The 26,969-nt window shown below is 70.1% G+C and carries 26 protein-coding genes; 13 read left to right on the forward strand and 13 right to left on the reverse strand.

Annotated features, from left to right (window positions below; translation table 11 throughout):
• Positions 1-83: 83 nt before the first annotated feature.
• From icd to ACY0I8_RS01680, 4 genes are all read right to left on the reverse strand, one after another.
• A complete protein-coding gene (gene icd, locus ACY0I8_RS01665; RefSeq protein WP_461393300.1) occupies positions 84-1,253 on the reverse strand; it encodes an NADP-dependent isocitrate dehydrogenase in 1,170 nt (389 codons plus the stop codon).
• Positions 1,250-2,452 carry a citrate/2-methylcitrate synthase gene (locus tag ACY0I8_RS01670; RefSeq protein WP_461393301.1) on the reverse strand — a complete coding sequence of 401 codons (1,203 nt, stop codon included), beginning with the start codon at positions 2,450-2,452 and terminating at the stop codon, positions 1,250-1,252. The genes icd and ACY0I8_RS01670 overlap by 4 nt, the downstream gene beginning before the upstream one ends.
• 68 nt (positions 2,453-2,520) lie before the next feature.
• Complete coding sequence (locus ACY0I8_RS01675) at positions 2,521-2,958, reverse strand: hypothetical protein (RefSeq protein WP_461393302.1); 438 nt, start codon at positions 2,956-2,958, stop codon at positions 2,521-2,523.
• Positions 2,955-3,731, reverse strand: coding sequence for an enoyl-CoA hydratase (locus ACY0I8_RS01680; protein WP_461393303.1), 777 nt, complete (start codon positions 3,729-3,731; stop codon positions 2,955-2,957). Before ACY0I8_RS01680 ends, ACY0I8_RS01675 begins: the two co-directional genes overlap by 4 nt.
• Positions 3,732-3,861: 130 nt before the next feature.
• Between ACY0I8_RS01680 and ACY0I8_RS01685 the strand changes: the two genes are divergently transcribed.
• On the forward strand, positions 3,862-4,746 hold the full coding sequence (locus ACY0I8_RS01685) for a CopD family protein (protein WP_461393304.1): 885 nt from the start codon (positions 3,862-3,864) through the stop codon (positions 4,744-4,746).
• Between the two features lie 19 nt (positions 4,747-4,765).
• Here the strand turns inward: ACY0I8_RS01685 and ACY0I8_RS01690 are convergent, their stop codons facing one another.
• Entirely contained in the window at positions 4,766-5,245 is a 480-nt protein-coding gene (locus ACY0I8_RS01690; RefSeq protein ID WP_461393305.1) for an L-2-amino-thiazoline-4-carboxylic acid hydrolase, read from the reverse strand.
• Positions 5,242-6,072: a 50S ribosomal protein L11 methyltransferase gene (locus ACY0I8_RS01695; protein WP_461393306.1), complete on the reverse strand. Its 831-nt coding sequence runs from the start codon at positions 6,070-6,072 to the stop codon at positions 5,242-5,244. Before ACY0I8_RS01695 ends, ACY0I8_RS01690 begins: the two co-directional genes overlap by 4 nt.
• A gap of 72 nt (positions 6,073-6,144) precedes the next feature.
• Here ACY0I8_RS01695 and xth point away from each other — a divergent pair, with 72 nt between their 5' ends.
• The 3 genes from xth (at position 6,145) to ACY0I8_RS01710 (ending at position 8,540) form a co-directional block, all read left to right on the forward strand.
• Complete coding sequence (gene xth / locus ACY0I8_RS01700) at positions 6,145-6,984, forward strand: exodeoxyribonuclease III (RefSeq protein ID WP_461393307.1); 840 nt, start codon at positions 6,145-6,147, stop codon at positions 6,982-6,984.
• 195 nt (positions 6,985-7,179) lie between these two features.
• Entirely contained in the window at positions 7,180-8,208 is a 1,029-nt protein-coding gene (gene fbp / locus ACY0I8_RS01705) for a class 1 fructose-bisphosphatase (protein ID WP_461393308.1), read from the forward strand.
• Between the two features lie 155 nt (positions 8,209-8,363).
• Positions 8,364-8,540 carry a hypothetical protein gene (locus ACY0I8_RS01710; RefSeq protein ID WP_459940197.1) on the forward strand — a complete coding sequence of 59 codons (177 nt, stop codon included), beginning with the start codon at positions 8,364-8,366 and terminating at the stop codon, positions 8,538-8,540.
• Positions 8,541-8,883: 343 nt separating this feature from the next.
• Here the strand turns inward: ACY0I8_RS01710 and ACY0I8_RS01715 are convergent, their stop codons facing one another.
• Together ACY0I8_RS01715 and ACY0I8_RS01720 are read right to left on the reverse strand one after the other, a co-directional pair.
• Positions 8,884-9,732 carry a tRNA1(Val) (adenine(37)-N6)-methyltransferase gene (locus tag ACY0I8_RS01715; RefSeq protein ID WP_461393309.1) on the reverse strand — a complete coding sequence of 283 codons (849 nt, stop codon included), beginning with the start codon at positions 9,730-9,732 and terminating at the stop codon, positions 8,884-8,886.
• Positions 9,729-10,448: an HAD-IA family hydrolase gene (locus ACY0I8_RS01720; protein ID WP_461393310.1), complete on the reverse strand. Its 720-nt coding sequence runs from the start codon at positions 10,446-10,448 to the stop codon at positions 9,729-9,731. The genes ACY0I8_RS01715 and ACY0I8_RS01720 overlap by 4 nt, the downstream gene beginning before the upstream one ends.
• A 427-nt stretch (positions 10,449-10,875) precedes the next feature.
• Between ACY0I8_RS01720 and ACY0I8_RS01725 the strand changes: the two genes are divergently transcribed.
• The 4 genes from ACY0I8_RS01725 (at position 10,876) to ACY0I8_RS01740 (ending at position 16,682) form a co-directional block, all read left to right on the forward strand.
• On the forward strand, positions 10,876-12,150 hold the full coding sequence (locus ACY0I8_RS01725) for an NAD(P)/FAD-dependent oxidoreductase (protein ID WP_461393311.1): 1,275 nt from the start codon (positions 10,876-10,878) through the stop codon (positions 12,148-12,150).
• 5 nt (positions 12,151-12,155) lie between these two features.
• A complete protein-coding gene (locus ACY0I8_RS01730) occupies positions 12,156-12,770 on the forward strand; it encodes a 4Fe-4S dicluster domain-containing protein (protein ID WP_461393312.1) in 615 nt (204 codons plus the stop codon).
• A 57-nt stretch (positions 12,771-12,827) separates the two neighbouring features.
• Entirely contained in the window at positions 12,828-14,708 is a 1,881-nt protein-coding gene (gene cooS / locus ACY0I8_RS01735; RefSeq protein ID WP_461393313.1) for an anaerobic carbon-monoxide dehydrogenase catalytic subunit, read from the forward strand.
• Positions 14,709-15,494: 786 nt separating this feature from the next.
• The gene (locus ACY0I8_RS01740) at positions 15,495-16,682 is read left to right on the forward strand and encodes an ATP-binding protein (RefSeq protein ID WP_461393314.1); all 1,188 of its coding nucleotides are present in this window, start codon (positions 15,495-15,497) and stop codon (positions 16,680-16,682) included.
• A 90-nt stretch (positions 16,683-16,772) separates the two neighbouring features.
• On the opposite strand, the gene ACY0I8_RS01745 is transcribed toward ACY0I8_RS01740, so the two are convergent.
• From ACY0I8_RS01745 to nikR, 4 genes are all read right to left on the reverse strand, one after another.
• Positions 16,773-18,116 carry a pyridoxal phosphate-dependent aminotransferase gene (locus ACY0I8_RS01745; protein WP_459940190.1) on the reverse strand — a complete coding sequence of 448 codons (1,344 nt, stop codon included), beginning with the start codon at positions 18,114-18,116 and terminating at the stop codon, positions 16,773-16,775.
• A gap of 211 nt (positions 18,117-18,327) precedes the next feature.
• Positions 18,328-19,113 carry an energy-coupling factor ABC transporter ATP-binding protein gene (locus ACY0I8_RS01750; RefSeq protein WP_459940189.1) on the reverse strand — a complete coding sequence of 262 codons (786 nt, stop codon included), beginning with the start codon at positions 19,111-19,113 and terminating at the stop codon, positions 18,328-18,330.
• Positions 19,114-19,137: 24 nt separating this feature from the next.
• On the reverse strand, positions 19,138-19,938 hold the full coding sequence (gene cbiQ / locus ACY0I8_RS01755) for an energy-coupling factor transporter transmembrane component T family protein (RefSeq protein ID WP_459940188.1): 801 nt from the start codon (positions 19,936-19,938) through the stop codon (positions 19,138-19,140).
• A 2-nt stretch (positions 19,939-19,940) separates the two neighbouring features.
• Positions 19,941-20,360 carry a nickel-responsive transcriptional regulator NikR gene (gene nikR / locus ACY0I8_RS01760; protein WP_459940187.1) on the reverse strand — a complete coding sequence of 140 codons (420 nt, stop codon included), beginning with the start codon at positions 20,358-20,360 and terminating at the stop codon, positions 19,941-19,943.
• A gap of 147 nt (positions 20,361-20,507) precedes the next feature.
• On the opposite strand from nikR, the gene ACY0I8_RS01765 reads away from it, so the two are divergent.
• From ACY0I8_RS01765 to ACY0I8_RS01785, 5 genes are all read left to right on the forward strand, one after another.
• Complete coding sequence (locus ACY0I8_RS01765; RefSeq protein ID WP_461393315.1) at positions 20,508-21,557, forward strand: energy-coupling factor ABC transporter permease; 1,050 nt, start codon at positions 20,508-20,510, stop codon at positions 21,555-21,557.
• Between the two features lie 150 nt (positions 21,558-21,707).
• Positions 21,708-22,805, forward strand: a complete 1,098-nt coding sequence (locus ACY0I8_RS01770) for an LbtU family siderophore porin (protein WP_459940185.1) — start codon at positions 21,708-21,710, stop codon at positions 22,803-22,805.
• Between the two features lie 500 nt (positions 22,806-23,305).
• Positions 23,306-24,418 (forward strand): YeeE/YedE family protein, encoded by a 1,113-nt coding sequence (locus ACY0I8_RS01775; RefSeq protein WP_459940184.1) that lies wholly within the window; start codon positions 23,306-23,308, stop codon positions 24,416-24,418.
• The gene (locus ACY0I8_RS01780) at positions 24,415-24,672 is read left to right on the forward strand and encodes a sulfurtransferase TusA family protein (protein WP_459940183.1); all 258 of its coding nucleotides are present in this window, start codon (positions 24,415-24,417) and stop codon (positions 24,670-24,672) included. The genes ACY0I8_RS01775 and ACY0I8_RS01780 overlap by 4 nt, the downstream gene beginning before the upstream one ends.
• A 3-nt stretch (positions 24,673-24,675) precedes the next feature.
• Positions 24,676-26,808, forward strand: coding sequence for a PAS domain-containing sensor histidine kinase (locus tag ACY0I8_RS01785; protein WP_459940182.1), 2,133 nt, complete (start codon positions 24,676-24,678; stop codon positions 26,806-26,808).
• A 26-nt stretch (positions 26,809-26,834) separates the two neighbouring features.
• On the opposite strand, the gene ACY0I8_RS01790 is transcribed toward ACY0I8_RS01785, so the two are convergent.
• A partial coding sequence (locus ACY0I8_RS01790; protein WP_461393316.1) for an ATP synthase F0 subunit C occupies positions 26,835-26,969 on the reverse strand: 135 nt, incomplete at its 5' end.

Genomic DNA, 26,969 nt, shown 5'->3' on the forward strand with positions numbered 1-26,969 from the left:
CATGAGAAATATTACGATATTTCAGAGCGCCGGCACCATAGTACAGGGGGGGAAGCGAAGTCAAGGAGGGGGCCCGACGGTGCTCAGGCCGCCTCGGCGGCCACGGCCCGGCCGAAGGCCTCGGTGGACAGCCGCTCCGCCCCCTCCACCTGGGCCGCCAGGTCGGGGGTGAACCGCTTGGCGGCGAGCACCCTCGCCACAGCCGCCTCCAGGCGATCGGCCGCCTCGGCCCAGCCCAGGTGCCGAAGGAGCATCGCACCCGAAAGGATCAGGCTTCCGGGATTTGCCCTGCCCTGGCCCGCGATGTCGGGGGCGGTGCCGTGGGTGGCCTCGAACACGGCGTACTCGTCGCCGATGTTGGCGCCCGGCGCGAGCCCCAGTCCGCCCACCAGCGCCGCCGCTGCGTCCGACATGTAGTCGCCGTTCAGGTTGGACAGCGCGAGCACCTCGTAGTGCTCGGGCCGGAGGATGAGCTCCTGGAACATGGCGTCGGCGATCCGGTCGTTCACCACCACGGAGCCCGGCGGCGGGCCGCCATCCCCCAGCTCGGCCTCCACCACGGTCTTTTCGGCGAACTCCTGGGCGGCCACCTCGTAGCCCCACCGCCGGAACGCCCCTTCCGTGTACTTCATGATGTTGCCCTTGTGCACCAGGGTCACCACCCGCCGACCCTGCTCGAGGGCGTGGTAAATCGCCATCCGCACGAGGCGTTTCGACCCCGTGACGCTCATGGGCTTGATCCCGACCCCCGAGTCCTCGGGGATCTCGCAGCCCATCTCGTCGTTCAGGAACCGGATCACCCGCAGGGCCTCGGGGGTACCCTCCTGCCACTCGTACCCCGCGTACACATCCTCCGTGTTCTCCCGGAAGATCACCACGTTCACCCGTTCCGGGTTCTTGAGGGGCGAGGGCACGCCGGGGAAATACCGCACGGGGCGCACGCAGGCGTAGAGATCCAGGATCTTCCGCAGGGCCACGTTGAGGCTTCGGATCCCGCCCCCCACCGGCGTCTCCAGGGGGCCCTTCAGGGCCACCCGGGCCCGCCGGATGGCGTCGAGGGTGGCCTCAGGCAAGGGGGAACCCGCCTCGTCCATGGCCCGTTTCCCGGCTGCCGCCTCGGTCCACCGGATGGCCCGGGCCCCGCCGTAGGCGCCCCTGACCGCCGTCTCGATCGCCTCGATCGCCGCCGGCATCACCTCGGGGCCGATCCCGTCGCCTGGGATGTAGACCACCTCTGGACGTTCTGCCGTCATGCCCCCCTCTCCCGCGCCTCCAGGGGTTCGTAGACGCACCCCTGGGGACCACAGTACTCGCCCACGTACTCGGCCTTGGGCCGGTAGAGGGCCGGCTTTTCCTGGGCCTCGGCGAACTTCTCCTCGATCACGTGGGCCGCCCAGCCGGCCACCCGCCCCAGGGCGAACACCGGGGTGAACAGGTCGGGCTCGATCCCCATCTGGTAGTAGACCGGCGCCGAGTAGAAATCCACGTTGGGGTAGATCTCGGCTCCCTTGCGCTCCCGGAACTCCCGTTGGGTCACCTCGCGCACCCGTTCCGCAAGGTCGAGCCAGTGGCGGTCTCCGGTGCGTTCGGCCAGGCGAAGGGCCATATCCTTGAGGATCCGGGCCCGGGGATCCAGGGTTTTGTACACGGCGTGGCCCATGCCCATGATCCGTTCACCGGCGTCGAGCCTGGCCCTGACGTAGGGTTCCGCGGCTTCCACCGACCCGATCTCCCGGAGCATCGCCATCACCCGGGTGTTGGCCCCGCCGTGGAGCTCGCCCGAAAGCGCCCCCACGGCCGCCCCCACGGCCGCGTACAGGTGGGCCCGGGTGCTGGCCACCTCCCGGGCCGCGAACGTACTGGCGTTGAAGGTGTGGTCGGCGTGCAGGAGCAGACACACGTCGAAGAGCCGGGCCGTCTCCGGGTCCGGGACCTCGCCGGTGAGCTGGTAGAGGAATTGGGCGGCGTGGCCCAGGTCGTCCCGGGGCTCGGGCAGGGGTTTACCCTTTCGGATCCGGTCCCAGGCCGCCACCACCCCGGGCAGCCGCGCCACGAGGCGCTCGGCCTGGGCCCGCACGGCCCCCTTCTCCGTCGCCCCGAGATCCGGGTCGTGGTCCGCCAGAAACGCCACCGCACCCTGGAGGACGTCCATCGGCGAGGCCGACGCCGGCCGCAGCCGAAGGCTCTCGACCGTCGCACCCGGCACGGCCCGGGCGCTGCGCAGCCGGGCCGAAAACGCCTCGAGTTCGGCCTTCGACGGAAGATGGCCGTGGATCAGAAGGTGGGCCACCTCCTCGTAGGTGCTGTACCGGGCCAGGTCCTCGATCCGGTAGCCCCGGTAGATGAGGATTCCTTCCTTCCCGTCGATGAAGCTCACCTTCGTGTCGGCCACGGTGACACCCCGCAGCCCGACATTCTTGACCCGCGGGTAACAGACCTGCTCGGTGGCCATGGACGTCGCCTCCGTAGGGAAGGGGTAGGGAAGGTACCCGTGTCAACCTACCCGACGGGCGGCCCGTGTCAAAGCCGCCGGGCTCCGGCCCAGAACTCCCGGCTCGCCCACACGAGTCCGGTGCCCACGGCCAGGTAGACGAACCCCAGGAGGCCCCGGGGCACGGGGCTACGGCGGAGGACGGCCCCGAGCCCCATCATGGCGGCCACGAAGAGCCAGGATCTCCAAGACAAGAACCCGCCGAGGCATCGGCCGTCCCCCCTGGTGCGGATCCGCACCAGGGCCTTGCGGGCCGTGGGCTCCAGGGCCACCCGGGCCTTGGCGACGCCTGCGCCCACCGCCGCGAGCCCCGAGACCCACCCCCACACCCCGAGGCCCCCGGCCGTCCACACGATCCCGGCCGTCGCGAGCCCCAAGCCGACGAGCGTCCAGAGCACCGCGGCCGCCAGGGCGTGGGTCCGGGCCCTGGCGGCCGGCTTCCATCGCTCCCAGGCCGAACGGCTCACCGGCCCTGCCACTTGGGCGCCCGCTTCTCGAGAAACGCGCACATCCCCTCCTGGGCGTCCGCGGCCAGGGCGTTGAGGCTCATGACCTCCTTGGCGTAGGCGTAGGCCTGGGGCTGGGGCATGTCGATCTGCTGGTAGAAGGCCTGCTTCCCCAGCCCCACGGTGAGCGGGCTCGCGGCCGCCACCTTCCGGGCCAGGGCCAGGGTCTCCTCGGCCAGGCGCTCGGCCGGCACCACCCGGTTCACGAGCCCGAACGCCCGGGCATCGGCCGCGTCGAGGAACTCCCCGGTCAGAAGCATCTCGAGGGCCTTTTTGCGCCCGACGGCTCGGCTCAGGGCCACCATCGGGGTGGAGCAGAAGAGCCCGATCTTCACCCCTGGCGTCGCGAACCGGGCCCCCTCCTCGGCCACGGCCAGGTCGCAGGTGGCCACGAGCTGACACCCCGCCGCGGTGGCCACCCCGTGCACCTGGGCGATCACCGGCTGGGGGATCGACTGGATCCGGTTCATCATCCGGGTGCAGGTGTCGAAGATCTCCCGATACGCCACCACGTCGCGACCGGTCATCTCGGAGAGGTCATGGCCGGCGCAGAAGTGCTTGCCCGCGCCCCGGATCACCACGGCCCCCACCTCCCGGTCGGCCGCGATGACCTCCAGCGCGTGGAGCACCTCGTTCATGAGTTTGAGGCTCAGGGCGTTGATCTGTTGGGGTCGGTTCAGCGTGAGGAGGGCCACCGGGCCGTCCCGGTCCAACCGGATGGTTTCGTAGGTCATGGGTCACCTCCACTTCGGGATGGGGGGCGGGCCTTGGGCCCGCCCGGTCGGAACGCCTTGTGTCGGCCGGCCTACCGGTGCTATTCACGGGGCGCTCCCCGTGCCGCCGCGTCGAAGAAAGGGGTTTACCATGCGCCGAGGGCTTTCGATCCTGGTCATGGGCATCGCCCTCGCCATCGGCTGGTCCTCTCCGGGCCTGTCCACCGAGGAGTACGCGGAGCGCACGGGCCAGGACTGCGCCCTGTGCCACCGCGACCCGGGGGGCGGCGGCCCCCTCACGCCCACCGGGGAGGCCTTTTCGGCCGGGGGGTACCGGTGGCCGGTTCCCGGGGAGGTCAAGCGCTCGGCCTGGTCCGGCCCGGTCAAGGTCCTTCGGTTCGTCCTGGGATTCGTCCACCTCACCACGGCGGTGGTGTGGTTCGGGACGATCTTCTACGTGCACCTGATCTTGAGGCCCCGGTACGCCCTGGGCGGGCTGCCCAAGGCCGAGATGCGGCTGGCCTGGGTCTCCATGGCGCTCTTGGCGGCCACGGGCGTGCCGTTGACGAAAATGCGGTTCCACCACCCCTCGGCCCTGCTGGCGACCCAGTCGGGCCGACTCTTGCTCGTCAAGATCGGGCTTTTCCTGTTCCTCGTCGTCTCCGCAGCCTTCGTGACCCTGGTGCTGAGCCCCCGGCTCAAACGGCTCCAGGGCGCCTGGCAGAAGAACGACGGCCAGGAAGGCCGGCCGGCCTGGGTGCGGGTGGGCGACCGGATCTACGACCTCACCCGAAGCCCCCGGTGGGCCGACGGCGTCCACGTGCGTCGACACCGGGCGGGGCAGGATCTCACCGAGGCCCTCGCCCACGCGCCCCACGGCCCGGAAAAGCTCGAAGGGTTCCCTTCGTGGCCCGCCCTCGAGGAAGGAGACGAACGGCGGCATCCCGCGAAGCGGGTGTTCCTCGTGCTGTCCTACGCGAACCTCGTCGTGGCCCTGGGGGTCCTGGTGGTTCTCGGCCTGTGGCGATGGGGCTGATCCGGGGCGGCCGACGGCGCTACGCCGAGCAACCCCATAGGAACCGAAACCGGCACGCCCCGTGGCCCTCCACGATCGTTCCCTCCCGCTCCATCCGAAGTTCCGGGTGGTAGCCCCGGACGAAGGCCGCGTCCCTGGAACACGAGAGGGTGTGGGCGAGGGTTTCGGAAAGCCCCATCGAGCGGTAGAGCTCGGCGTAGGCGCACCGGGTCACCCGGAACGACAGCTCCCGCTCCCCGAGGCGAAAATCCTCGATTTCGAGGGCGTTGCCTTGGCGCCACCGGTCCACGACTGTGGCGAAGTGCGCCAGGCACGGCCCTTCGGCGGCCGCGGCCGCGAACTCCCGGCCGGCCGCCTCGGCCGCGCCCTCCACTGCAGAACGGATCACGGCCAGGGCCTTCTCCGGGCCCACCTGGGGGCAGAGCACCCGGTACACCCGCGCGAGCATCTCCGCCTCGATCCGCCGTCGCGGCAGGAGCGGAATCACCTGGGCCGTCACGGTTCCTCCTCCCGACCCGCCAGAACCAGGGCGACCCACCCGTCCTCCTCCCGGCGCTCCTCCAACGGGAGCCCCAGGGCGGTGGCCACCCCGTCCGCCTCCTCCGCCTGAAACCCGCTCACCACGAGCCGGCCGGCCGGGGCCAGGAACCGGCGCAGGTCCGGCGCGAGGGTTCGCAACTGGGAGGCCACGATGTTCGCAAGCACCAACGGGTACCGGCCCCGGAGCAGATCCGGAGACAGCAGGAGGGGCCGCACCCGATCCTCGAGACCGTTCAACCGGGCGTTCCGGCGGCAGGCGGCAAACCCGAAGGGGTCGATGTCGAGGGCAATCACCTCCCCGGCGCCCCAGACCGCGGCGGCAAGGGCCAGAACCCCCGTGCCCGTGCCCACGTCGAGGACCCGATCGGGCAGCCGGCCTGCCCCGGCGAGTTCCCGGAGCAGCCGCAGGCAAAGCCGGGTGGTCGGGTGGTCGCCGGCGCCGAACGCCATGCCCGGGTCGATCCGCAGAACGGTTCCCTCGGCCTCGTTCGGGGGCTCCGTCCAGGCCGGCACCAGCCATATCCCCTGTTCCACGGGCACCGCGCGCAGGGTCTGACGCCAGTACGGCGTCCAGTTCTCCTCCTCCAGATCCTCCCCCTCGCTCGGGACGGGCGCGTCCTCGCGGACCTCCCAAAAGACGCGGAGAAATCGCCGGCCAGGAATCCTGCTCCCCCAGGACGTCACGGCCCCGGTCGCACCGCCCTCCCGGGCCGCCGCCCACAGCCCCTCCGCCTCCCCCGGCTCGGCCGGGATCTCCTGCACCTTCCAGCGCGTTCGCGTGAGCATGGGTTGGCAGTATAGGGGTCCGGTCCGCTCCACGCCAGGCGGAGGGTCCCTCCTTGGCACGGGCGCCCCGGTTTGCTATTCAAGCACGTGGTCCACCGTCGCCTGCCCATCCCGGAGGTCGTCTTGGTCCTGGCCACCTGGAACGTGAACTCCCTGCGGGCCCGGCTCGAACACGTGCTCCGGTACTGGGATCGGCGCCGCCCCGACGTCCTGTGCCTGCAGGAAATCAAGGTGGAGGACGACGCCTTCCCCCGGGAGCCGTTCGAGGAACGGGGCATCCACCTGGCGGTTGCGGGGCAGAAGGGCTACCACGGGGTTGCCGTGCTGTCCCGGCTGCCCCTGGCCGATCCCGTGGTGGGGTTTCCCCACCTTTCGGACGATCACCCCCTGAACCGGGAGCGGAGGCTCCTAGCGGTGACCGTGGAGGGCCTCCGGGTGATCTCGGTGTACGCGCCCAACGGCGAGGCGGTGGGGTCGGAAAAATTCGGCTACAAGCTCGCGTTCTTCGAGGCCTTGCGGGAGTATCTGGACCGGGAGTTCACCCCGGGGGACGAACTCGTGCTGGCGGGGGATTTCAACGTGGCCCCCGAACCCCAGGACGTTTACGATCCGGCGAGTTGGGAGGGCCGGGTGCTGTTCTCCCAACCGGAACGAGATGCCCTCCGCCGGTTGCGGGACTTCGGGCTCGAGGACTGCCTGCGCCGGCTCCACCCCGGAGAGGAACTGTACACCTGGTGGGATTACCGGGGAGGCGCCTTCTGGAAGAACCAGGGTCTGCGGATCGACCACGTGCTGGCGACCCCTCCGGTGGCGGGCCGGTGCACGGACGCGGGGGTGGACCTTTCCCCCCGGCGGTGGAAGCGCCCCTCGGACCACGCCCCGGTGTGGGTGGAGTTCGGGGAGGGGACCTAACCGCCCCGGTTCCACCAAGTGGGTCGCGCGCCAGGGGATCCACCACGGAGGACACGGAGATCACGGAGGCGGCAGGGGGCAGAGTGCTTTTTCCCCAGGAGGCCCGGAACGGGCCGGAACAGCGGATGGTTCGCCTTCCGGCTTCCCAACCTCCTGGCTTTCCAGCGTTTCAGCCTTTCCACGGGAGGAACGAGCATGGACGGACGGGGACTCGGCATCACGCTCACGCGGCACATCTGGGAGGAGCAGCAGGTTCACCCGGAGGCAACGGGCGAGTTCAGCGACATCCTGAACCAGATCGCCTGGGCCGCCAAGGTGATCTCCCGGGAGGTGAACAAGGCGGGCCTGGTGGACATCCTGGGCTACACCGGCGACCGGAACGTGCAGGGGGAGGAGGTCCTGAAACTCGACCGGTACGCCAACGAGGTCTGGATGTCGGTGCTTCGCAACAGCGGGCACTTCTGCATCCTGGCGAGCGAGGAACTGGCCGAACCGGTGGTGTTCCCGCCGAAATGGCGCAAAGCCAAATATGCTATAGCCCTCGATCCCCTGGACGGGTCGTCCAACATCGATGTGAACGTGAGCATCGGGTCGATTTTCGCGATCCACCGCCGGGTGTCCGAGGGCGACGAGGGCACGCCCGACGACCTCCTGCAGCCGGGCCGCAAGCTCGCGGCCGCGGGCTACGTGGTGTACGGGAGTTCCACCATGCTCGTGCTGAGCACCGGGAACGGCGTGCACGGGTTCACCCTCGACCCCTCCGTGGGCGAGTTCCTGAAGAGCCACCCGGACATCCGGATCCCGGCCCGGGGCAAGACCTACTCGGTGAACGAGGGGAACTTCCCCTACTGGTCGGAGGGGGTGCGGCGATTTGTGTCGTACATGAAGGAAAAGGACTCGGCCTCCGGCCGGCCCTACGGCGCCCGGTACATCGGGTCGATGGTGGCCGACATGCACCGGACGCTCCTCAAGGGCGGCATCTTCATGTACCCGGCCGACTCCAAGGACCCCCGCAAACCCCACGGCAAGCTCCGGCTCCTCTACGAGTGTGCCCCGATGGCGTTCCTGTGCGAGCAGGCGGGCGGTGCCGCCAGCACCGGCACGGGTCCGGTGCTGGACGTAGTGCCGGAATCGCTCCACCAGAGGGTTCCCTTCTTCGCCGGTTCGGTGGAGAACGTACGGGAGGCAGAGCGGTTCATCGCGGAACACGACTCCCCGCGTTGAGCCGCCCCGTTTGCGAAACCCCGGCGCCCCCGCTTCGGCGGGGGCGCCCTTTTTCTGGCGCCCCAGGGTTGACAACCATTTTAGTTGGATCTATTCTCACGGTTCGTGAAAAGGAGCACTACCACACCTACTCCCCGACACGGAGGTGAGACACCATGACCCGGGAGTACACCACCTACCTGGCGGAGAAATTTCTCCGCGACTACCGCCTCTACCCCGTCGAGAAGCGCCTGGCCTTCGACGCCTGGGCCGACCGCCAGGGGTTCGACCCCGACACGAAGCGCAGGCTTTGGAGGGAGATCAAGTCGATCTCGCGACGGAAGGCGGCCTGACCCTTCCCGGAGAAGGGCATCCTGGGGGAAGCATCCGTTGCCGCCGTTGGCGGCTTTTGTTTTTTCGGGGGGTCGGAAGACCGAGGACAGGGCTTGCAGAGAACTCCGACTGGGAGGCTAAAGTCCTTCGTGGTTCCAGCGTCAACGGCTGTCCCAGTCTGTAGGAGCGGCAACCGTGTCAGGGGCCAGAATTCAGAGGTCAGGGGTCAGAGAATCCCTGTCCTCCGTCGTCTGTCCGCTGACTCCTGGCACGGTCGCCGTCCCCACCTGTTCCGAGAAACTTCCATCGCCGGTCACCCGTCTTGCGGTCTCCGCGATCCCTTGGCACAGGCTCCTGCGGGCCCTAGCGTGGCCCTGGGGAATACGCCGGGAACCCCATCTCCCGGCGGACCGCCCGGTACTCCTCGGTCCAGGTGCCGTCGGCCGCCCTGACGGTGAGGGGCCGCTCCTCCTCCACCACCAGCCTGTCGGATCGTGACGCACAGAACAAGCTGATCAGACTTTCCCGGCCCTGCCGGAACACCACGGGGCGGAGCGTGATCCGGCCCAGGCCGGCAGCTTCAGCCGCTTGGAGGTTCCCGTCCCGGTACCGGGTGGCGTGAACCCACACGAACAGCCCGCCCTCCCCAAGCCTCTCCGCCGCCACTCGGGCGTAGCCCTCGATACCGCCCCGGTCCTCGAACCGGCACGGCCCCCGCTGGGGCAGGGAGCTCCGGGTCCCCTCCCCGGGCTCTAGGTACGGCGGGCTCCCGGTGACCAGGTCGAACCGCTCGCCGGCCCCGAACGCGTCCGGGCCCCGGAAATCCCGGTGCCGGATCTCCACGCGGTCGGCCACCCCGTTATACCGGGCGGTGCGCCTCGCAAGCCCAGCGCTCACGGCCTGGGCCTCCACGCCCACGAGGCACGCCTCTGGGAACCGCCACAGCACCATGAGCCCCACGGAGCCGATGCCGCACCCCAGGTCCAGGAGGCGCCGTGGGACGAGCCCGACCCGCCGGCAACAGGCCACGGCGTACCAGGCCGTCAGCAGGTCGTCGGTGGAATACCGGTGTCCCCGGCGCAACTGGAAGATCTTCCAGTGCCCCGAGAGGCAGTCCAGGGTCTCCCCCGGCGCGGGCCGGAGCTCCGGGTCCCCCCGGTCCCCCGGGGGTACCGGGCCGGGTGGGACCCAACCGGAAGGCCGCCGCCTCACGGTTGCCCTCCGTTGAGCCACCCCCCAATCTCCCGGAGATCCCGCACCACCGGGCGGTGCCCCGGCGCCGTGCCCTCCCGGTCCACCAGGGCTGCCCGCAGACCGGCCCGCTGCGCACCCAGGAGGTCCTCCCGGACGAGGTCGCCCACGTGGAGAATCCTCTCGGGGGGCAGGCCCAGGCGCCTCGCCGCCCCGTGGAAAATCTCCGGATCCGGCTTCTCCGCCCCCACCTCTGCCGATACGACCACGAACCGAAACCGGTCCAGGAGGCCCAGCCCGGCCAGGATCTCCCGTAGCCGGCTGTCCCAGTTGGAGACCACCACCGCGGGAATCCCGAGCTCGCCCAGCAGGGCGAGGCACGGCAGCACGTCGGGGAACACCTCCCAGGGCTCCGGGCGGGCGAAGGCGTCGTACAGGTGGTCGAAGATCTCATCGAACCGGTCCTGGACCGCGGGCCAGAGCCCCTCGGCCCCGAACACCTCGGCCACGAGCCCCCTCCAGAAGGCCCGTTCCCGCTCCGGGGTGTGGGGCCGCGAGACTGCAGGCAGGAACTCGGCCCGCCGCTTCTCGAACACCTGGCGAAACCGACGGTCGAGGGCGGAACCGTCGGCCTCGACCCCGTGGCGCCGGGCCGCCTCGGCGTAGACCTCCCCCACCGACGTGCGGGGCCGGATGAGCGTGTTTCCCGCGTCGAACGAAACCGCTTCGATGGTCATGCGCTCCTTCATGGAAGCTCTCGTAGGCCGCAGGGCGGCCAGCTCGCAAGAACCATAACTTTTCGCTTTCAGCCACAGGTGAATCGCCGCGGCCTGGGCCAAAGGACTGGAGACCGGCGACCGGTGACCGGTGACCGGTGACCGGTGACCGGTGACCGGTGACCGGTGACCGAGGTTAACTGGAAGGCGAGAATGGGAGAAAGCCCCTTCGTCTCTGCGCCGTCGCTTTCCTGGGCCCTCGGCGGCGAGAACCGGCGCCCAGGCCCTTGTCGCGCCCGGCCGGAACCAGTCCCCCACCCGCCCCCGGCAATACTCTTGGAGGTATTAATATATACCCCGTGGCGCCGCCTCGAACCCTTGTCGAACGGCGTTTCGCCTGCTAGGTTTCCGCCGTTTCCAGCGTACCACGGCGATCGGGGGACAAACCATGCGCTATGTCATCGTGGGAGCGAGCGCCGCGGGGCTCGCGGCGGCCGAGGCGATCTGCTCGGTGGACCCCGCGGCCGAGATCACCCTCCTCACCGAGGAACCCCACCCCCCTTACTGCCGGCCCCTCATCTCCTACGTGCTGGCCGGCGAGGCGCCGGAAACCCTCTACCCCCTGCCCCTTCCCTCCGACGGGCGGATCCGCATCCGGACCGGAGAACGGGCCGTCGGCCTCGACCCGGTGGAGCGGACCGTGCGCCTCGCTTCCGGAGAAGGCCTAGCCTATGACCGGCTCCTCCTCGCCACCGGCGCGGCCTCGAAGCCGCTGGGGATTCCCGGGGAGGACGCCCCGAACGTCTTCGGGTTCCGCACCCGGGCCGACGCCGAGGCGATCGACCGTGAAGTCGCCGGGGGTGCCCGGCGGGCTGCGGTGCTCGGGGGAGGGCTCGTGGGGGTGAAGGCGGCCCACGCGCTCGCCCGCCGGGGCCTGGAGGTGACGTTGTGCATCGGCTCCGGGGCCCCCCTGTCCCAGGTGGTGAACCCGGAGGCCGGGCGGCGGGTGGCCGAGGCCCTCGAGGCCGAGGGGATCCGGGTCCGCACCGGGCTCCGGCCGGCCGAGATCGTGCGGGAGGACGGCCGGGCCACCGCGGTGGGGTTCGAGGGCGGTGAGGTGCTGCCCTGCGACCTCGTGATCCGGGGAAAGGGGGTGGAGCCCCGGGGGGAACTCCTGGGGGCCGCTGGCGTGGATGCCCGGCAAGGCATCCCGGTGGACGAGGGGCTTCGCACCCCCCTTCCGAACGTGTGGGCCGCCGGCGACGCGATCCGGGCGTACGACGTGGCCTGGGGCGAACCCCGGCTCAACGCCGTCTGGCCGGCCGCCGTGGAGCAGGGCACGTTGGCCGGCCGGAACATGGCCGGGTGCGACGAGGCCTACCCCGGAAGCCTCGCCCGAAACTCGGTGAAGATCGGCCCCTGGCACCTGGTGAGCGCCGGCATCACCCGGCCGCCCGACGGACCCTTCGAGGTGCGGGAGGCCGAGGACCCGAAGGGTGGGTACCGCCGGGTGGTGCTCCGGGACGGGCGCCTCGTGGGGTTCGTGGCCTGGGGCCCCGACGGGTCGGCCCCGCCGAGCCGGGCCGGCATCGTGATCGCGGCCATCCGGCGGGGCGCCTCCCTGGCGGAGCTCCCCCTCGATCCCCTTCGCGACCGCATCGGGTGGGGCGGGTTCGCGTTCCCCCTTGCCCCTCCGCCGTTTCCATCCATCCACGGGAGGTAGCGAGCATGAAGACCGTCGTGGTCCATCCCGACCGGTGCGTGGGCTGCATGCAGTGCCAGACGGCCTGCGCCGTGGCCCACTCCCGAACCCAAACCCTCTACGGCGCCGTGTTCGAGACGCCGAGGCCCGCGCCCCGCATCCACGTGGGCCCCGGCCCCGGCACCCTGGCCTTCCCCAACAAGTGCCGCCACTGCGATCCGGCCCCCTGCGTGCAGGCCTGCATGCCGGCGGCGCTGCGGCGCGACGGGCCCACCGGGGCCGTGGTGGTGGACCCCTCCCGGTGCATCAACTGCGGCATGTGCGCCATGGCCTGCCCGTTCGGGGTCGTCCGGTACCGGGAGGACCACCGCGTGCCCGGCCGCACCGTGGCCGTCAAATGCGACAACTGCGTGGAGCGCCAGAAGCAGGGCCTCGTCCCGGCCTGCGTGGAGACCTGCCTCGTGGGAGCCCTGGAGTTCGGTGACCCCAACGAGATCCTGCGCGCCGAGTCCCGCCGGCTCGCCCGGGAGGTGAGCCTGGGGCTCCGGGCTGCGGCCGAAGCCCCGCCGCGGCGGCCCCCCGCCGTGGAACTGTGGCGCACCCTGGGCGAGGCCGCCGAGGCCGGGGGGCCGGGGGCCTGAGGCCCGCCCCTCTCTGTTTGCTCGAACCCCCGTTCCCACCGCCAGGAGGGAGAACCGATGGCCGTCAAGATCGAGGAAGTCCGAGAACTCACCGTGACCCAGGACGCCCCGGGCGTCATCGAGAAGGCCCGCCGGGAGGGCATCGAGACCGTGTGGGACCGCCACGAGGCCCAGAAGCCCCGGTGCGGGTACTGCGATCTGGGCCTGTCGTGCCGCATCTGCGCCATGGGCCCGTGCCGCATCGACCCCTTCGGCGAAGGCCCCCAGCAGGGGGTGTGCGGCGCCGACGCCGACATCATGGTGGCCCGCAACCTCGGCCGGATGATCGCGGCCGGGTCGGCCAGCCACTCCGACCACGGCCGAGACCTCGTGGAGACGCTCCTGGCCGTGGGGGAGGGCCGCGCCCCCGGCTACGCCATCGCCGACGAGGGGAAACTTCGGGCCCTGGCCGCCGAGTACGGGATCGCCACCGACGGCAAGGACGCCCTCGCGCTGGCCCGGGAGCTCGCCGAGGAGATGCTCGAGGAGTTCGGGATGAAGAAGGGCCGGCTCCAGTTCGTGAACCGGATGCCGGCCTCGCGGGTGGCCGTGTGGGAGAAGCTCGGCGTCCTCCCCCGGGGCATCGACCGGGAGGTCACCGAGATGATGCACCGCACCCACATGGGGGTGGACAACGACTACGTGAACATCCTGCTCCACGGGTTCCGCACGGCCCTGGCCGACGGCCTCGGGGGCTCCATGATCGGCACCGAGCTCTCCGACGTCCTGTTCGGGGTGCCCAAGCCCACCACCTCCCGGGCCAACCTGGGGGTGATCCGGGCCGACCAGGTGAACATCCTGCTCCACGGCCACAACCCGGTGGTGTCCGAGATGGTGGCCCGGGCGGCCGAGGACCCCGCGCTCGTGGCCCGGGCGAAGGAGCTCGGGGCCCAGGGCATCAACCTGGTGGGGCTGTGCTGCACCGGGAACGAACTTCTGATGCGCCGGGGCATCCCCATGGCCGGAAACCACCTCATGACCGAGCTCGTCCTCGTCACCGGGGCCGTGGACATGATGATCGTGGACTACCAGTGCATCATGCCGGCGCTGACCCGCACGGCCGGGTGCTACCACACCAAGTTCGTGTCCACGAGCCCCAAGGCCAAGTTCCCCGGGGCCGAGCACCGGGAGTTCAACCCCGAGAACGCCGAGGCCCTCGCCCGGGAGGTGGTGCGCGAGGCCGTGGAAAACTTCCGGAACCGCAAACCCGGCGCCGTGTCGATCCCGGCCGAGCCGGTGAGCCAGATGTCGGGGTTCAGCGTGGAGGCGGTGCTCGAGGCCCTGGGCGGCACCCCGAAGCCCCTCGTGGACGCCATCGCGGCCGGCAAGATCCGGGGCGCCGTGGGGGTGGTGGGCTGCAACAACCCCAAGGTCAAACACGACCAGGGCCACGTGGAGCTCACCCGCCGGCTCATCGCCAACGACATCCTGGTGCTCGACACCGGGTGCGCCGCCGTGGCCAACGCCAAGGCCGGGTTCAAGGTGCCCGAGGCGGCCGACCTAGCCGGCCCCGGCTTGCGGGAGGTGTGCAAGGCCCTGGGCATCCCGCCGGTGCTCCACGTGGGCTCGTGCGTGGACAACACCCGGATCCTCCACCTGGCCGGCGCCCTGGCGAACGCCCTCGGGGTGGACACGGCCCAACTGCCGCTCGCCGGGGCCGCCCCCGAGTGGTATTCGGAAAAGGCGGTGGCCATCGCCTTTTACGTGGTGGCGGCCGGGATCACCACGTTCCTCGGGGTGGTGCCCCCGATCCTGGGCTCCCCCAACATCGTGAAACTCGCCACCGAGGGCCTGGAGGACGTGATCGGGGCCCGGTTCGTGGTGGAGCCCGACCCGGCGAAATGCGCCGAGGCCATCACGGCCCACATTGAGGCGAAGCGAACGGGCCTCGGGATCTGATCCCGGGAGCCCGCTCCCCGAAGCGACGGCGACGGAAACGGGCCGGAGGGGAAGATCCCTCTCCGGCCCGTTTTGCGCTTCCCGCATTGGTACCAAGTTGCGCTCAAACAGACATCCATCCCGGGGGCCCGGCAAGGGGCCTGGTTCCGGCCGTGCGTGAGTGCGGCATCCGGCTTACGCTGCATCCGGCACTCAGCCCGGCCGCTCCATGGAGGGCGGAAACGCGAACGTTGGCGAGCCATTGGTGGGCTCGTGGCGAAGGAGACATCGGCTGAGTGCCGGATGCAGCGACTGTAGGAGCCACGCCCGGCGCTCCACCAGGCCCCTTACCGGGCCGAATCAGGAAACGGTAGTTTTGAACGCAACTTGGTATGAACCCCCAACCGTCCTCGCCGATGATCCTTGCAAATCGGGAAGCTTGTCTCCCAATTTGCAGGCATAATTCTACCAACGCCAACGGGAACATTGTCGGAGCCCCGTCATTGCTGCGGAAACCAGCGGGTGGGGGGCTGAAGGAAGACCGGGGGTGGCCCCTCACGTGGTCGCGGCCCACCAGGCTTGCATGGCTTTGGAAGATCCCGAACTTCCGCCACTGGTGCCCCGGACTGGCGGCGGCGTGCGAAGGCGCGGCGAAAAGGGGTGCCGCACTCGCGCCCGGAGGGAACCGGCCCCACCCGGCTCCGGCAATGCGTTTTCAGGTCTTAGCATATCCAAAAATCCAATAACAACTAGCCGTAGATTATTTTATTCTTGCAATTTTGGATCTCACCCTCCATAGTGACGTCCATGATCCAACGGCGCCTCCTCCCCACCGTGCTCCGCAGGCTTCAGGACACCCCGGCGGTGGTGCTACTGGGGCCACGCCAGGCGGGAAAGACGACCCTCGCCCTGACCGTGGCGGAGGCGATGGAGGCCGTCTACTTGGACCTGGAGTCGGAGCAGGACCGGGCCAAACTCGCGGAGGCGGAGCGCTACCTGCCCACCCTGTTCGGCCGACTGGTGATCCTCGACGAGGTTCGTCGCGCGCCGGGGCTTTTTCCCGTACTGCGGGGGCTCATCGACCGCGCAAGGAGAGAGGGGCACCGGGAGGGGCTGTACCTCCTTTTGGGGTCCGCCTCGCTGGACCTACTGCGGCAATCCGGGGAAAGCTTGGCCGGACGGGTATCGTTCCTCGAACTGGGGCCCTTCGATCTTCTTGAGGTGAAGGACGCGGGAGCACCGGACCCCGAGAGCCGTCTCTGGCTCCGGGGGGGCTTTCCCGAGAGTTTTCTCGCGCCGGACGACGCCCGAAGCTTTCGGTGGCGCTTGGACTTCGTGCGCACGTACCTCGAACGGGACGTGCCCCAGTTCGGCCGCAGAATCCCGGCGGAGACCCTACGGCGCTTCTGGGCGATGCTCGCCCATCTTCAGGGCTCCCCCCTCAATGCATCCGAACTCGCCCGGAGCCTGGGGGTGTCGTCCAAGACGGCCTCGGCGTACGTGGACCTTCTGGCCGACCTGCTCCTGGTGCGGCGCCTTCCCCCTTGGCACGCGAACATCCGAAAGCGCCTGGCGAAATCCCCGAAGGTTTACGTGAGGGACAGCGGCCTGGTGCACGCCTTGCTCGGGATCCGCGACCTGGACGCCCTGCTGGCCCACCCCATCGCGGGCCGGAGCTGGGAGGGGTTTGTGGTAGAGAATCTCTTGGCGGTGGCCCCGGAAGGGGTCGAAGGGTTCTACTATCGGACCGCCGGGGGTGCCGAGATCGACCTCCTCCTCCGCTTTCCCGAAGGTGCCCTCTGGGCCGTGGAGGTCAAGCGAAACCTCACACCCAAGCCCGCCCGGGGGTTCTATTCGGCCTGCGCCGACCTCCAGCCGGCACGGCGGTTCGTGGTGTACCCGGGCAACGAGCCCTACCCGCTCTCGGAAGACGTGTGGGCCGTTCCCCTTGCGTTCCTGGCCCAGGAACTCGCCGGCCAGGCAGGTGGGGTCTGACGGGGCTTCGCGCTTCTCGGAACCCCACGCCCTCCTGGTTATCCTTGCAAATCGGGAAGCCTGTCTCCCAATTTGCAAGGATAATTCCATTTACCCCGCCGCCGCCCGGGCCGCCGGTTGGACCGCCGGGTCCGAGGCCAGGTAACGCTCGATGGCGTCGGCCAGGATCTCCAGGGTTTCTCGGAACCGCCCCTCGTCTGGCTCGAGCAGGGTCATCCGGAACCCCTGCTCCTCGGTGGCGAACGAGCTCAGGGGCACTACGCACACCCCCGCCGACCCCAGTAGGTAGTACACGAACCGCTTGTCCAGGCTGGTACCCGGCTCGGCCACCAGCCGCTCCACCAGGCGCCGCACCGGCTCCTGGGCCACCGGAAGGGTCTGGCGGGCGGTCAGCGCGCCTGGCAGGAACCGCACCGTGAGATAGAAGGCCCCGTTGGGCCGCACCACGTGGATCCCCGGCAAGGCGTTCAGGACCTCACAGGCCAGATCGGCGTACCGGGCGTACCGGGCCCGACGCTCGGCCAGGTGCCCGGGGTACTCCGGGTGGGAGAGGATCGGCGGGATCGCCTTTTGCGGCAGGGTGGTGGAGCACACCTCCACCATCTTCGCGTCCACGATGCTTTGGACATAGCGCCGGAACACGGGGTCCTTCTCTGCGTTGTAGACCTCGATCCAGCCGCACCGCGCCCCGGGCCAGGGGAGCTCCTTCGAGATGCCCTTCATGGAGATGGCCGGCACATCGCCGATCACGTCCGCGAGCTGGCAGGTGCGCACCCCGTCGAACACCAGGTTCGCGTAGATCTCGTCGGCCACGACAAACAGATCGAACTCCCGGGCAATCTCGACCATCTCCTCCAGGACCTCGGGCGGGTACACGGCGCCCGTGGGGTTGTCGGGGTTGAGGAGCAACAGGCCCGCCACCGAGGGGTTGTACTTGACCGAGAGCCGAAGGTCCTGGAGGTCGGGCATCCACCCCCGGTCGGGATCGAGCCGGTAACACACCGGCTTCTGGCCCGCGTGGGCCGCCTCGCCGGAGGAGTGGGTGGTATAGGCCGGCGACGGGCCGATGACCCGGGCCTCCCGCCGCAGGAACCCGTACACCTTCTGAATCGCGTCGCCGAGCCCGTTGAAGAACACGATGTCCTCGGGGGTGACCTGGGCCCCGCCCCGGGCGTTCACCCGGTCGGCCAGGAACTCCCGGGTTTCCTGGAGCCCCTTGGTGGGGCAGTAGGCGTAGGAGCAGTCCTGCAGGGCCAGGTCGGCCACGATCTCCTTCATCCACCGGGGCACCGGCTCGCCCTTGGCCACGGGATCGCCGATGTTCTCCCACCGCACCGGCACCCCCAGGCGTTGGAGCTCCTCGCCCACCCGCACGATGGCCCGGATCTCGTAGGTGAGCTCCCCGGCTCCCACGTGGACGATGTTCTTGCGCATGGCCGTTTCGCCTCCCATGAAAAAGGCCACGGGCGTTCTGCCCGTGGCCTTCGGTGTGTCGGAACCCGCCTCGGATCGCTCTACCGGGCGCCTCCGGACCCCGCTCCACGGGCGGACCCACGCGATGCGGCCGCAGCGGCCGCGCCGGTAGCTCGAGCCGACGCAGGGATCGCGGGAAGGAAACGCTCGGTCTGCATGGCGAACGTTCGTATCACGGCACAGGGGCCGTGTCAACCGGCCGGGCGGGCACCGCGCCGCAGGCCGGGCACGGCCGCAGAGCCGGGGGCCGCTCGAGCCCGCCCTGCTCCAGCACCTCGTCGTCCGAGAACACCTCGCGCGTCGGACCGTCGCGGAGCACCTGCCCCCCCGCGATCACGATCGTGCGCTCGCAGAGCTCCAGGGCGAGGTCGAGATCGTGGGTGGCGATGATCTTCGTGTGTTCGAACGAGGCGAGGAGGTGGATCAGCCTGCGGCGGGCCCGGGGATCGAGGTTGGAGCTCGGCTCGTCCATCACGAGGATGTCGGGGCCCATGGCGAGCACCGTGGCGATGGCCACCGCCCGCTTCTCCCCCCCCGAGAGCCGGTGGGGCGGGCGATCCCGGAGCTCCCAGCCCCCGACCCGTTCCAGGGCCTCCCGCACCCGCCGGTCGACCTCATCGGGCGGGAGCCCCAGGTTGAGGGGCCCGAACGCCACGTCCTCGTACACCGTGGGCATGAAGAGCTGGTCGTCCGGGTCCTGGAACACCATGCCGACGGTGCGCCGCACCTCGGGCAGGGTGGAGCGGGTGAGCGGCACCTCCCCGATGCGCACGTCGCCCGCCTGGGGGACGAGCACGCCGTTCAGGTGCAGGAGCAGGGTGGACTTCCCGGCCCCGTTCGCGCCCACCACGGCCACCGACTCCCCATGGGTGATCCGAAACGACACGCCCCGGAGGGCCTGGGTGCCGTCGGGGTAGGCGAACCGGAGATCCGACACTTCGACGATGTGATGGCTCATGGCGTCCCGATGATGCGTACGCGGTCAGGTGAAGAGGCTGCCCAGCAGGCGGGGCAGATGGACCCACCGAAACAGGGCGAACACGGCCGACCAGCCCACCAGGAACGCCCAGTCGGTCGGCCGGAACCGAAGGTCCCGGATCGTGCGAAACTCTCCCGTGAACCCCCGGCACAGCATGGCCGTATGGATCCTCCGGGCGCGCCCCAGGGTTCGCAAGAGCAGACTGCCCACGAGGCTTCCGTACACCCCCACGCCGGCCCCGCCCCTACCGAAGCGCCGGAGGTTCCGGGCCCGCACGAGCCGCAGGGCCTCCCCGGCCAAAACGAAGAGGTAGCGGTAGAGCAGAAGGAGCTGCACGGCCATGACCCGCGGCGTGCCCAGCCGCTGGAGCCCCAGGCACACCCCGTAGAAGCCGGTGGTGGCCACGAGCACCAGCGCGGCCCCGATGGTGAGCGCGAACCGCACCAGGATCGAGGCGTAGCTCACCCACCCGCCCGTCACCGTAACGGGGCCCAACTGGAGAAGCGGGGCCCGGTCGAGCCAAGGGTTCGCGGCCCCCACGAGCACCGCGAACGGCGCCACCAGAAGGAGCTTCCGCAGGAGGTACCCGGCCGGCAGCCCGGCCCGGGCCGCCAGCACCACCGGGAACACGGCGAAGGGCAGGAGGGCCGACACCTCGTATTTGCCGTGGGACACCACGGCCACCAGGTAGACCACCGTGGCCAGGATCTTCGCCCGGGGGTCGAGCCGGTGCACCGGGGTGTCGGCGTAGGCCAGCCGGTCGAGCCGCCCCAGGTCGAGAACCGCGTCCTCGATGCGGGCCATGGTCAGGCGATGCCCCGCCCCGTGGTGGTGGTCACGAGTTTCCCGTGCTTCACGCCCTTGGTGCCGATCAGCTCATCGGCCAGGCGCCGCACCCGCTCGGCCGGCCCCCGCACCACCACCACCTCGAGGCAGTGGTCGTGGTCCAGGTGCACGTGCAGGGCTGAGATGATGGCGTCGTGGTGGTCGTGCTGGTGCTCGGTGAGCTTGTCCGCGAGGTCGCGCACGTGGTGGTCGTAGACCAGGGTCACCGTTCCCACGGTCTCCTCGTCCCCCCGGCTCCACTGGTCCTCCACCAGGGCGTTTCGGATGAGGTCGCGGATCGCCTCCGACCGGTTCGCGTACCCTTTGCGGGCGATGAGCTCGTCGAACCGACCCAAAAGTTGCTCGTCCATCGAGATCCCGAACCGAACCAGTTCTCCCATCGGATGCCTCCGCCTCCATGACCGCCCGCCCTCGTGGCACGCTCTAAGGACTACGGTAGCACGAATATTTTTTTGTTGACACGAGCCCCGGGGACGGGTAGCGTTCGGTGCCACGATTGCAGAAACCATAACACAGGAGGATCCCCGATGCACATGGCCGATGCCCTTCTGTCCCCCGGAGTCGGCGGCGCGATGTGGGCCGCCACGGCCGCCACCACGGTCTACTGCGCCCGCAGGGTGCAACAGGAGGCCGACGACCGCAAAGTGCCGCTCATGGGGGTGCTGGGCGCCTTCGTGTTCGCGGCCCAGATGATCAACTTCACCATCCCGGGCACCGGGTCGAGCGGTCACATCGGAGGGGGCCTCCTCCTCACGATCCTCCTGGGGCCCCACGCCGCCTTTCTCACCATCGCCTCGGTGCTGGCGGTCCAGGCCCTCTTCTTCGCGGACGGCGGGCTCTTGGCCCTGGGGGCCAACATCTTCAACCTGGGGGTGTTTCCCTGCTTCGTGGCCTACCCCCTGGTCTTCCGGCCGCTCGCCGGCGACCGACCCTCCCCGGTGCGCCTGAGCCTCGCAAGCCTCGCAGGCGCCGTGGTGGGCCTGGAGCTCGGGGTCCTGGGGGTGGTGGTGGAGACCATCGCCTCGGGCATCACCGAGCTTTCCTTCGGCCAGTTCGCCGCGCTCATACTCCCGATCCATCTCGCCATCGGCGTGGGGGAGGGCCTGGTCACCGCCGCGGTCGTGAACTTCGCCCGCCGGGCCGAGCCCGGCCTGTTCGCCCCCGACGCTCCCCGGTCGGCCGCCGGGCATCGCCGGCTCCTGGTGGCCCTCGGCGTGGCCGCCCTCGTGGTCGGCGGGGCCCTGTCGTGGTTCGCCTCGGCCCACCCCGACGGCCTGGAGTGGTCGCTGGCCAAGGTGACCGGGTCCGAGGAACTCCCGGCCCCGGCCGACGGCGTCCACGGTGCGCTCGCCCGCCTCCAGGAGAAGCTCTCGTTCCTGCCCGACTACAGCCTGCCCGGCCCCGCCGAGGAACCCGAGGCGGGCGGGGAGGCCTCCGGATCCGAGGCCTGGCCCGCCGTGGACCCCGGCACGAGCGTCTCGGGGATCGTGGGCGGCCTCCTCACCCTGGCCGCGGCCCTGGGTCTCGGGTTCGCCCTGCGAAGAAAGGGCCGGACCGCGGCGAACTCCCCGACCTGATCCGGCCTTCGGACTGACCCGGGGCCGGGCCCTCCGCCCGGCCCCCGTTCCTTTCCCCCGCTTTCGGCCCTCGGTTCCCCCTCCGCCCCCTTCGGCGGGTGGGCACCCGTGCGGCCGGAAACCTTGGAAATTCCAGAAGGAGGAGACATCATGCGCTGCCGTGCCCTTTGCCTGTGCGCCATCCTGGCCCTGCCCCCCGCCCTGTCGCCGGCTGCCACGCTGGAAGAGCGGGTGGAGGCGTTGGAAAAGCGAAACGCCGAACTCTATCACACGCTCGAAGAAAAGAAGGCCGCCGGGGTCGGCACACGGATCGGCGACCGCCTTTCCCTTTCAGGGCTCCTCGAGGTCGAAGCCTCTTACGAACGCCGGGACGCCCGTTCCGGGGATGACGAGGCGGCGAGCGACCTCGTGCTGGCCACGGCCCAACTGGGTTTCGAGGCCGCGATCCACGAGAACCTGAGCGCCACCTTGGTTCTCTTGTACGAAGAGGACGAGACCGAAGGGGTCGAGGTGGACGAGGCCACCCTGGACTACCGCCGGGGCGCCTGGTTCGGCCGGTTCGGCAGGCAGTACGTGCCCTTCGGAGCGTTCCCGAGCCACTTCGTTTCCGACCCCCTCACACTGGAGCTCGGGGAAACCCGGGAAACCGCCGTTCTCATCGGGTACGACCACGACCGGTTCACGCTGTCGCTCTTCGCCATGAACGGCGACGCCGAGAAGGTGAACGCCGCCGGCCAGGCCGAGGAGGATCACGTGAAGGACTGGGGCGTGAGCGCGGTCCTTCGGCCCCTGGACGGCGTGGAACTCGGGGCAAGCCTCCTGTCGGACCTCGCCGACACCGACGCGGATCTCCTCCCGGAGTACAGGGACCGGGTGGCCGGCTGGAGCGCCTACGCCGTCATCGCGGCGGGGCCGTTCGAGCTCTCCGGGGAACTCCTGGGCTCCCTCGGGGCCTTTGACCGGGCCGACCTCGACGAAGACGCCGACGGGTCCGGCGACCGCCCCCTCACCTGGAACCTGGAAGCCGCCTGGGACGTCCGGCCGACCGTGGAGGTCGCCGCCCGCCTCGCCGGGAGCCGGGATCTCGCCGGCTTCCCCCGGCTCCAGACCGGCGCAGTCGTGTCCTGGAGCCCCTGGGAGCAGGTGAGCCTCGCCCTCGAGTACCTCCACGCCGCCTTCGACGAGGACTTCGAACCCGAAACCGACTCCGCCGACACCCTCACGGCCCAACTCGCCGTGGAGTTTTGAGAAAGGGTTCACGGGACCTCGGCTGAGGCGCCCTCCTTCCGAACCGCGGCGCCGGAGCCCTTTCGCCGTGGGCGACCCACCATGGGTCGCCCTCTTTTTTCTCGAATGCTCGCCTTGAGCACCAAAACCGGGATTCCGCCTCAAGGACGCCACCGAACGTGCCGACCTTCACATGCAGCACAAGTAGCGGTACCTTACGGGCAATCGGGTCTGCGCAAAGGTGGAAACTCCGGTAGACCTCCTGGAACAGAGGACCGGAGGCCGCAGACCGGCGACCGTGTCAGGAGTCAGTGGACAGACGACAGAGGACAGGGGGTGCTCTGACTTCTGTCTTCTGAATTCCGGCCCCTGATACGGCAGCCGCTCCCACGGGTTGGCCGGCGCGATGATGTCGGGATCCCGAATGTTCTTAGCCGCCTAGCTGCCAAGCAGCCAGCCGCCTAGCCGAAGATCCTTGGAAGGGGCGTATGACGCCGGTCACTCTCGCAGGAAGCCTTTTCGTGCTAGGCGTCGCAGCCGGGGCGCTGTTCCACCGGGCCGATTACTGCCTGGTGGCCGCCCTGCGCGACCCGTTCCTGTTCGGGGACCGCGTGCTGACCCGCACGCTGGTCGTGGGCATCGCCGTGACGGCCCTTCTGTTCGAGGCCCTTCGGGCGGCGGGGCTCCTTTCCGCCTACCCCTTTCCCCTGTTGGGCCCGGCCCACCTGGCCGGTGCGGCCGGGGGGGTCCTCTTCGGCGTCGGCATGGTGCTCGCCGGCGGGTGTGTGGTGGGCACGCTTTACAAGGTGGCCCAGGGCAGGGGGCTCCACCTGGCCGCCTTCCTCGGGATCCTCGGGGGAAGCGGGCTCTACGCCGAATTTCACCCGTTCTGGACCCGGGTCGCCGCGCCCACCAGGGTGGGGGGCGACGCCGTGACCCTGCCCCAGGCGCTCGGCCTTCCCCCGTGGGCCCTCGTCCTGCCGCTCACAGCCGCCCTCCTGGGGTGGGCGTGGCGGTGGTGGCGCCGAGGGGAACTTTCCCGGCCGTTTTCCGTGCCCGGGGGGGTTTCCCCCCTGGCCGCGGCCTTGAGTTTGAGCGGGATCAGCGCGGCCGTGTGCGCGGTGTCGGGGGTGCCGATCGGGGTGACCACCGCCTACACGAAACTGGCGGCCGCCGCCGAGTCATGGCTCGCGCCGGCGCACGTGGCCGCCAACGAGTTTTTCCGGGCGGCGCCGCTGTCGTTCCGGCTAGCCTGGGCCGACCTTCCCCTCGTCGGAGGCCCCGGGCCCCGCTGGGACGGCGTGGCCCTCCTCCAGGGGCCGATCATCGCCGGCATCCTGGCCGGCGCGGGCCTTTCGGCGCGGCTTGCCGGGGAGTGGCGGCTCCGGCTGAGGGCCCCGGCCCGCCAGTACGTCTCGGCGATCGTCGGGGGCGGCCTCATGGGGATCGGGGCCCGCATGGGCGCCGGGTGCAACGTGTGGCACCTCTGGGGCGGGGTGCCGATCCTCGCCCTGCAAAGCCTCGTGTTCGTGGCCGGGCTCCTCCCCGGAACCTGGCTCGGAACCCGGATCCTCGTCTCGTGGGTGGTGCTGTCAAACCCCGCCGCCGCGAGAGCCCAGGAGGCCTCCCCATGAACCACCAACCGCCCCGCGATCACGTGATCGACGTCCGGGGACAGATCTGTCCCTCGACCCTCCTCGTCACCCTGCGGGAGATGAACCGCCTCAAAGAACGCCTCCGGGCGGGCGAGGTCCGGCTCGTGGTGCACACCGACTACCGGGATGCCACCGCCACGGTGCCCGGTTCGGCCCGGGCCATGGGTTATGACGTTGCCGTGGAGCCCGATGGGGCTTCGTTTCGCATCACGATCCAGGCCAAACGGGAGTAGACCATGGCCGAGCCCCGGGACTCCCAAGACCCCGCCCGACGTCACGAGCGCCTGCTCGCCTACGTGCGGGAGAAGACGAACGAACTCCTGGGCGTGATCGGCACGGCCCCCCTGCGCCCCGAGGAACTCGACGAGGAGCACCTCCTCGAGCTGGACCCCATCGGCACGGTGGCGGGCGCGTTCGCCCAGGTGATGGAGCACCTCAAGCACACAAACGCCCGGCTGCACCTCGCCTACGCGGAACTCGCCGCCATCTTCGAGTATGCCTCGGTGGCCATCGTGATGGTGGACCAGGACCTGCGGATCCGCACCTCGAACCCCGCGGCCAAACGTCTGTTTTGCATCAACCCGACCGGCCGCCAGGACATCCCCTGTTACCAAGCCCTCTGCGGGCGTGCCCGTCCCCCCGCCCTGGGCTGCTCGGCCCTCCGGGCCCTCAAGACGGGACGGCCGGTCCGCCACCCCCGATGGCAGCGGGAGGGCCGGGCCTACGAAGTGTTCGCGAGCCCTGTGTTCGACGAAACCGGGCAGGCCGACCACGTGGTCCTGATCTACCTGGACATCACCGAGCGGGTGAGGGCCCACCGGGAGATCGCGGAACGGGAGGAGCGGCTCCAGGACTTTCTCGACAACGCAAGCGACCTCATCCTGAGCGTGAGCCCCGAAGGGCGGATTCTCTACGTGAACCGGACGTGGAAGAAAACCCTCAGTTACGCCGACGCCGACCTCCAACACATGCGCATCTTCGACGCGCTCGATCCCGGCTACATCGAACACTGCCGCAGCCTGCTGGCCCATCCCACACCCGCGGGCGAGAACCGGCGCATCGAGGTGGCGTTCCGGACCAAGGACGGCCGCCGGATCGAGGCGGAAGGGGCGGTGAACTGGGTGTGGGAAAACGGCCGGCCGGTGGCCACCCGGGGGATCTTCCGGGACGTGACGGCGCTGCGCCGGGCCGAGGAGGAGCGGCGGCGACGGGAGACATTAGAATCGCTTGGGGTGCTGGCCGGCGGGATCGCCCACGACTTCAATAACGTCCTGGCCGGGATTCTCGGGCAACTGGAACTCGCGGCCCGCTCCCTGCCCACGGACCACCCCGCCCGGGAGCGGCTCGCCACGGCCCAGGAGGCCGCCGTGAGGGCCCAGGGCCTGACCCACCAACTCCTCACCTTCGCGAAGGGCGGGGAACCCCGGAAGCAGACGATCGATCTCGCCTCCCTGGTGGACGAGACGGCCCGGTTCGCCCTGGCGGGTTCCTCCGTGGCCTATGAGTTCTCCGCCCCGCCCGACCTGCCCGCCGTGGAGGCCGATCCCCACCAGTTGGCCCACGTGGTGCAAAACCTCGTGCTCAACGCCGCCCAGGCCATGGGGAACAGGGGCGCGATCCGGATCGCCCTGGAACCCGCCCCGGCCCCGGACGCCTCCGGGCAACCCGGGGTCCTCGTGACCGTGGCGGACACGGGCAAGGGCATCCCCCCCGAGGTGCTTCCCCGGGTGTTCGACCCCTATTTCACGACCAAGCCGGACGGCACCGGGTTGGGGCTCACAACCGCCTATTCGGTGGTGACCCGGCACGGGGGCCGGATCGAACTCGACTCCCAACCCGGCCGGGGCACCGAGGTGCGGGTGTGGCTGCCGGCCGCGGGGGCATCGGTTCGGGAAGCCGAGACGCCGGAGACGGCGGAACCCGAGACACCGCAGGCAGACCGCCCGGTGAGGGTTCTCCTCATGGACGACGAGGAGATGATCCTCGACGCCGCGGCCGACCTCCTCGACATGGAGGGGTTCGAGGTGGAAACCGCCCGGGACGGGGACGAGGCCGTCGCGCTGTACCGCGAGGCCTTCGACCGGGGCCGGCCCTTCGACGTGGTGATCCTGGACCTCACCGTGCCCGGGGGGAAGGGCGGCCTCGAGACGCTTCGGTCCCTGCGGGACCTCGACCCCGAGGTGCGGGCCATCGCCTCAAGCGGGTACGCCAACGACCCGGTCCTCGCCCGGCCCGAGGCGTACGGGTTTTGCGCCACGGCGCCCAAGCCCTACCGACTCTCCGACCTCCTGGGGGCCGTCGAGGCCGCCCTCGGGGCAAACAAAAAGGGCAGGGAAAACTCTCCCTGCCCTCGAACCGAACCGAGATGAAGAAGCCGATAGGAGAAAACGGCCTCCTACAGCTTCAGCACGATCATCAGGGCGATGACCAGGGCGTAGATCACCAGCGACTCGATCATGGCGAGGCCGATGATCATCGGGGTCACCAGCTTACCGCTGGCGGCGGGGTTGCGGGCGATGCCCTCCAGGGC

The organism is Deferrisoma sp. (assembly GCF_054681715.1).

Bases quoted from the DNA above. Each gene is read 5' to 3' on its own strand.
- ACY0I8_RS01720 (WP_461393310.1), bottom strand. From the start codon at position 10,448: ATGACCATCGAAGCGGTTTCGTTCGACGCGGGAAACACGCTCATCCGG.
- ACY0I8_RS01770 (WP_459940185.1), top strand. From the start codon at position 21,708: ATGCGCTGCCGTGCCCTTTGCCTGTGCGCCATCCTGGCCCTGCCCCCC.
- ACY0I8_RS01680 (WP_461393303.1), bottom strand. From the start codon at position 3,731: ATGACCTACGAAACCATCCGGTTGGACCGGGACGGCCCGGTGGCCCTC.
- cbiQ (WP_459940188.1), bottom strand. From the start codon at position 19,938: ATGGCCCGCATCGAGGACGCGGTTCTCGACCTGGGGCGGCTCGACCGG.
- ACY0I8_RS01740 (WP_461393314.1), top strand. From the start codon at position 15,495: ATGATCCAACGGCGCCTCCTCCCCACCGTGCTCCGCAGGCTTCAGGAC.
- fbp (WP_461393308.1), top strand. From the start codon at position 7,180: ATGGACGGACGGGGACTCGGCATCACGCTCACGCGGCACATCTGGGAG.
- ACY0I8_RS01785 (WP_459940182.1), top strand. From the start codon at position 24,676: ATGGCCGAGCCCCGGGACTCCCAAGACCCCGCCCGACGTCACGAGCGC.
- ACY0I8_RS01685 (WP_461393304.1), top strand. From the start codon at position 3,862: ATGCGCCGAGGGCTTTCGATCCTGGTCATGGGCATCGCCCTCGCCATC.
- ACY0I8_RS01750 (WP_459940189.1), bottom strand. From the start codon at position 19,113: ATGAGCCATCACATCGTCGAAGTGTCGGATCTCCGGTTCGCCTACCCC.
- ACY0I8_RS01695 (WP_461393306.1), bottom strand. From the start codon at position 6,072: ATGCTCACGCGAACGCGCTGGAAGGTGCAGGAGATCCCGGCCGAGCCG.
- cooS (WP_461393313.1), top strand. From the start codon at position 12,828: ATGGCCGTCAAGATCGAGGAAGTCCGAGAACTCACCGTGACCCAGGAC.
- ACY0I8_RS01765 (WP_461393315.1), top strand. From the start codon at position 20,508: ATGCACATGGCCGATGCCCTTCTGTCCCCCGGAGTCGGCGGCGCGATG.
- ACY0I8_RS01710 (WP_459940197.1), top strand. From the start codon at position 8,364: ATGACCCGGGAGTACACCACCTACCTGGCGGAGAAATTTCTCCGCGAC.
- ACY0I8_RS01730 (WP_461393312.1), top strand. From the start codon at position 12,156: ATGAAGACCGTCGTGGTCCATCCCGACCGGTGCGTGGGCTGCATGCAG.
- icd (WP_461393300.1), bottom strand. From the start codon at position 1,253: ATGACGGCAGAACGTCCAGAGGTGGTCTACATCCCAGGCGACGGGATC.
- ACY0I8_RS01670 (WP_461393301.1), bottom strand. From the start codon at position 2,452: ATGGCCACCGAGCAGGTCTGTTACCCGCGGGTCAAGAATGTCGGGCTG.
- ACY0I8_RS01780 (WP_459940183.1), top strand. From the start codon at position 24,415: ATGAACCACCAACCGCCCCGCGATCACGTGATCGACGTCCGGGGACAG.
- ACY0I8_RS01745 (WP_459940190.1), bottom strand. From the start codon at position 18,116: ATGCGCAAGAACATCGTCCACGTGGGAGCCGGGGAGCTCACCTACGAG.
- nikR (WP_459940187.1), bottom strand. From the start codon at position 20,360: ATGGGAGAACTGGTTCGGTTCGGGATCTCGATGGACGAGCAACTTTTG.
- ACY0I8_RS01725 (WP_461393311.1), top strand. From the start codon at position 10,876: ATGCGCTATGTCATCGTGGGAGCGAGCGCCGCGGGGCTCGCGGCGGCC.